The organism is Protofrankia sp. CiP1_Cm_nod3, assembly GCF_982290655.1.
Genome location: NZ_CEVIVD010000016.1, coordinates 52,485 through 57,584 on the forward strand (window position 1 = coordinate 52,485; position 5,100 = coordinate 57,584).

Here is a 5,100-nt window from a genome sequence, read left to right on the forward strand (position 1 = left end):
AGATCGTCAGACGCGCAGCGCACATCGCCCCGCCGCCGGCCACGACCTCCCCGCCGGCCAGGGGGTGGACGGTTTCGAGGTCGCCTCCAGTTACGAGATCATGCTCGCGCTGGACAGCGCTCAGCGGACCGGGCGGCCCGCCCGCATCGTCGCCTCCGGCCCGGGGAAGTCCGCCCCGCTGCTGGCCGCGCTCGTCGAGGCCGCCGGAACCGGCGCCGAGGTGGCCGTCAACGTCGAGAGCCCCGGCGAGCTGCGCCGGCTGAACCACGCCGCGGGCCGGGTGGGCCGCCGGATACCGGTCATGCTGCGGGTCAACCCGTCCCGGGTGGCCCTCGCCGGCTCGCTGCGGATGGGCGGCGTGGCCAGCGCCTTCGGGATACCCGAGGCGGACGTCCCCGACGTCCTGGCCGTCGCCCGGTCGCTGCCCTGGGTCGACGTGCTCGGCTTCCACGTCCATGCCGTATCCGGGAACCTCGACGCCGCCGCGCACCTGGAGTACGTCCGCTGGTGTCTGGGGTACGCGGCCGCCACGGCCGCCGCGCACGGCGTCGACCTGCGGGTCGTCGACGTCGGCGGCGGGCTGGGGGTGCCCTTCGAGCCGGACCGGCGCGGCGAGCGCCCCTTCGACCTGGACGCCTTCGCCGCCGGCCTGCGGGCGACGCCGGTCCCGGCCAGGGTACGGGTGCTGTTCGAGCCGGGGCGCTGGCTGGTCGCCGACTGCGGCGCGTACGCGGCCGAGGTCACCGACGTCAAACACGCCCACGGCACCGACTTCGTGGTGCTGCGGGGCGGCATCCACCACTTCCAGCTGCCGACGTCCTGGGAGATCGTGCATAACTTCGGGGTCGTCGCGGTGGACGGCTGGCCGTACGACTTCCCGCGTCCAGGCGTCGCCGGACGGCCGGTGACCGTGGTCGGCGAACTGTGCACGCCCGAGGACACCCTCGCCCGTGACATCACCGTGGACGAGGTGCGCGCCGGTGACGTGGTGGTCTTCCCGATGGCCGGCGCCTACGGATACGAGTTCGCCATGCAGGGGTTCCTGGGGCACCCCCCACCGGTGCGGGCCGCGGTGTCGCGGGACCCGGGCGGCGGCTTCACCCACGTCCACACGAGTGCGACGCACCATACGAACTCGAGCTCGAGCTCGACGTGGCACGGCCCGGCGCACGGCGGCTCGGCCTACACCGTCTCGACCCATACCAGCTCGACGTCCACCGGCTCGGGCTACACGAGCTCGACCGCCACCAGTTCGACGCACACCGGCTCGACACACAGCGACTCGACACACAGCGACTCAGCACATACCGCTCCAAAGCACACCACGGGCTCCCACGGCTCCCACGGCTCCTCGACCGCCCGGCGCGACGAGCAGGAGTGATCTTCGTAGCCGCCGCGGCCAGCGCGGCCCTGCGATCATCTGTGATTTCCGCGGCCTCCGCGACACGGTGCGGCTTGGCCTGCGGCGGGCGCCTGGTCTGCGTACGCTGGGAGCCCAGCGGCGGCTGCGGACCTCGGCGGCGAAGGTGAGGGCGGCGCATGCGTGTCTACGGGAACCTGGCCGCGGTGGTCGGCGGTACCCCACTGATCAGGCTGAACGCGGTCACCGAGGGTATTGCCGCCCCGGTGTTCGCCAAACTGGAGTACGTCAATCCGGGCGGGTCGGTGAAGGACCGGATCGCCCTGACGATGATCGACGCCGCGGAGGCCGCCGGGCAGCTGCGGCCGGGCGGGACGATCGTCGAGCCGACCAGCGGCAACACCGGGGTGGGGCTGGCGATCGTGGCCGCGGCCCGCGGCTACCGCTGCGTGTTCACCATGCCCGACAAGATCAGCGAAGAGAAACGGGCGGTGCTGCGGGCCTACGGCGCCGAGGTGCTGGTCTGCCCGACCGCGGTCGCCCCGGATGACCCCCGCTCCTACTATTCGGTCGCCCGCCGCGTCGTCGCCGAGACGCCCGGCGCGTGGAGCCCGGACCAGTACTCCAACCCGCACAACCCCGCCGCGCACCACGCCAGCACCGGCCCGGAGATCTGGGCGGACACCGACGGGCGCGTCACCCACTTCGTCGCCGGTATCGGCACCGGCGGGACGATCAGCGGCACCGGCCGCTACCTCAAGGAGGCCAGCGACCGGCGGGTACAGGTCGTCGGCGCCGACCCGGAGGGGTCGGTGTACTCCGGCGGCAGCGGGCGGCCCTACCTGGTGGAGGGAGTCGGCGAGGACATCTGGCCGACCACCTACGACAAGGCCGTCGTCGACCGGGTCGAGGCGGTCAGCGACCGCGACTCGTTCCTGATGACCCGGGAGCTGGCCCGCCGCGAGGGCATGCTGGTCGGCGGCTCCTGCGGGCTCGCGGTGGTCGCCGCGCTGCGGGTGGCCCGGGAGCTGGACGCCGACGGCTGCGTCGTGGTGCTGCTCCCGGACTCCGGCCGCGGCTACCTGTCGAAGATCTTCAACGACGAGTGGATGTACGACTACGGTTTTCTCGACCCTCCCTCGGACGAGCCGACAGTCGCCGAGGTGCTCGCCCGCAAGGCCGCCGACGCGTCCAGCCCGCCCGACCTGGTGCACGTGCATCCGGACGAGACCGTCGGCGCGGCCATCTCCTACCTGCGCGAGTACAACGTCTCCCAGATGCCGGTGGTCCGCCAGGAGCCGCCGCTGCGGTCGGCCGAGGTGGCCGGCGCCGTCATCGAGCTGGAGCTGCTCGGCGCCGTGTTCGCCGACCGGGCCGCTGTCGACGCCCCGGTGGCCGCGCACATGTCGCCGCCGCTGCCCACGGTCGGCGCCGGCGAGCCGCTGTCGGTGCTGGTCGCCGCCCTCGGCGCCGCGCCGGCCGTGCTCGTGCTGGAGGACGGCAACCCCGTGGGCATCCTCACCCGGTCCGACCTGCTCAGCTTCCTGGCCACCCCGTAACCCACCGAGGAGCCCATGACCAGCGCCGACGGCCCTGTCACCAGCGATCCCACGATCGACGGCGCGGTAGCCGGTGGGGACGGCCCCGCGGCCCGGGCCGGCGACCCGCGCCGCGCGTCACCCGTCGGCGCGTCACCCGTCGGCGCGTCACCCGTCGGCGCGTCACCCGTCGGCGCGTGGCCGGCCGGCGCCGAGACGTGGGCCGGCAGCGGCTTCGAGACGGTGGCAATCCATGCGGGGCAGGACCCCGACCCCGTCACCGGCGCGGTGGTCGTCCCCATCCATCCGTCGTCGACGTTCGCGCAGGACGCCGTCGGGGTCCCGCGCGGGGCGTACGAGTACGCCCGTTCGTCCAACCCGACCCGCACCGCGCTGGAGACCTGCCTGGCCGCGCTGGAGGCGGGCACCGCGGGGCTCGCCTTCGCCTCCGGCCTGGCCGCCGTGGACGCGGTGCTGCGCACGGTGTGCCGCCCCGGCGACCACGCGGTGATCCCGCTGGACGCCTACGGCGGCACCTACCGGCTGTTCGCCCGGGTGTTCGCCGAGTGGGGCGTGGAGTACACCCCGGCGCCCCTGGAGGATCTCGACGCGGTGCGGGCGGCGATCCGGCCGGGCCGTACCCGGCTGCTGTGGTCCGAGACGCCGACGAACCCGACGCTGGGCGTCTCCGACATCGCCGCGCTGGCCGGCATCGCGCACTCCGCCGGCGCGCTGCTCGCCGTCGACAACACCTTCGCCACCCCGTACCTGCAGCAGCCGCTGCTCCTCGGCGCCGACGTGGCGGTCCACTCGACCACGAAGTACCTCGGCGGGCACAGCGACGTCGTCGGCGGTGCCGCGGTGGTGTCCGACCCGCGGCTGGGGGAACGGCTGCGGTTCATCCAGAACGCGACCGGGGCGGTGCCCAGCCCGTTCGACGCCTGGCTGGTGCTGCGGGGGGCGAAGACCCTAGCGGTCCGGATGGACCGGCACTGCGCGAACGCCCGCCGCGTCGCGGAGCTGCTGGCGGGGCATCCCGCGGTGGCGGCCGTGCACTACCCGGGCCTGCCGGACGACCCGGGCCACCAGGTGGCGGCGAAGCAGATGCGCGACTTCGGCGGGATGGTGTCGTTCGCCCTGCGCGGGGGCGAGGAGGCCGCGGTCGAGGTGTGCCGGCGGACCAGGGTGTTCACCCTCGCCGAGTCCCTGGGCGGGGTCGAGTCGCTCATCGAGCACCCCGGGCGGATGACGCACGTCTCGGTGGCCGGTTCCCCGCTGGAGGTGCCCGCGAACCTCGTCCGGCTGTCGGTCGGCATCGAGTCGATCGACGACCTGCTCGAGGACCTCACCGCGGCCCTCCCCGACCGCCGGGATCCGTAGGTGGTTCCCGTCATCCCGACAGCGCTTTCCACCTACGCCTCGTCCGGCCGTAGGTGGCCGCCGCTGTGGGGGTGACGGTTTTCACCTACGGCTGCCACTGCGCTGCCGGCGGCTGCCGCCGGGCCGCCGGGCCGCGGCCAGCCGTGCGGGTGCCACGTGGCTCGGCGTTGCCGGATCGGCAGGGTTCGCCGTCGGATTGCGGCGAGCGAGAGGATGATTACACCTGCGGTTCACTCCCCCTGCCGATAACTACTTAGGTTAGGCTTCCCTGAACCCAACGGAAGCTCACAGGTGGCATGATCGAGCGGGAATGTCCCTGCCCGCGCCCGAGGTCCCGCACCGGATCGAATCCGCCGACCGGAAAGGTCTACGGGACCCCGGCACCCTCCGGGCCCCGGGCCACCCGCCCGGGCCCCGGAGCGGGCGCTCGGGCCGGATCGCTCAGGGCGCCCAGGCCACCGGACGGGAGTCGCTTTCTTGACGATATCCGCCATCGGTTCCGAATCCGCCGGCCCTTCGGGATCCAGCGCCCATGCCGGCCCCACGGCCGGCGCCACCGGCGGCCATGGCGCGCCGGACGCCGACGGCCGGGTCCGCGCCGAGGGAATCCTCGCCCGGCAGCGCCGGCGCGAGTCGTCCGCGCGGACATACGCCAGGAGCCTGCCGATCGTCCCCGTCCACGCCGAGGGCATGACGGTGATCGGCGCGGACGGCCGCCGCTACCTGGACTGCCTGTCCGGCGCCGGCACCCTCGCGCTCGGCCACAACCATCCCGTCGTCCACGAGGCGATCCGCGGGCTGCTCCACTCCGGCGCGCCGCTG

Annotated in this window: 4 protein-coding genes; all 4 read left to right on the forward strand. The window is 74.0% G+C overall.

Annotated features, from left to right (window positions below; all coding sequences use genetic code 11):
• Window positions 1-1,381, forward strand: a 1,381-nt coding sequence (locus tag AC5LUJ_RS05700; RefSeq protein WP_493464580.1) for a type III PLP-dependent enzyme domain-containing protein, incomplete at its 5' end; no start/stop codon positions are given.
• A gap of 158 nt (window positions 1,382-1,539) precedes the next feature.
• Window positions 1,540-2,919, forward strand: coding sequence for a cystathionine beta-synthase (locus AC5LUJ_RS05705; RefSeq protein ID WP_250284007.1), 1,380 nt, complete (start codon window positions 1,540-1,542; stop codon window positions 2,917-2,919).
• Between the two features lie 15 nt (window positions 2,920-2,934).
• Window positions 2,935-4,278, forward strand: coding sequence for a cystathionine gamma-synthase (locus AC5LUJ_RS05710; RefSeq protein WP_493464581.1), 1,344 nt, complete (start codon window positions 2,935-2,937; stop codon window positions 4,276-4,278).
• A gap of 477 nt (window positions 4,279-4,755) precedes the next feature.
• A partial coding sequence (locus AC5LUJ_RS05715; RefSeq protein WP_493464582.1) for an aminotransferase class III-fold pyridoxal phosphate-dependent enzyme occupies window positions 4,756-5,100 on the forward strand: 345 nt, incomplete at its 3' end.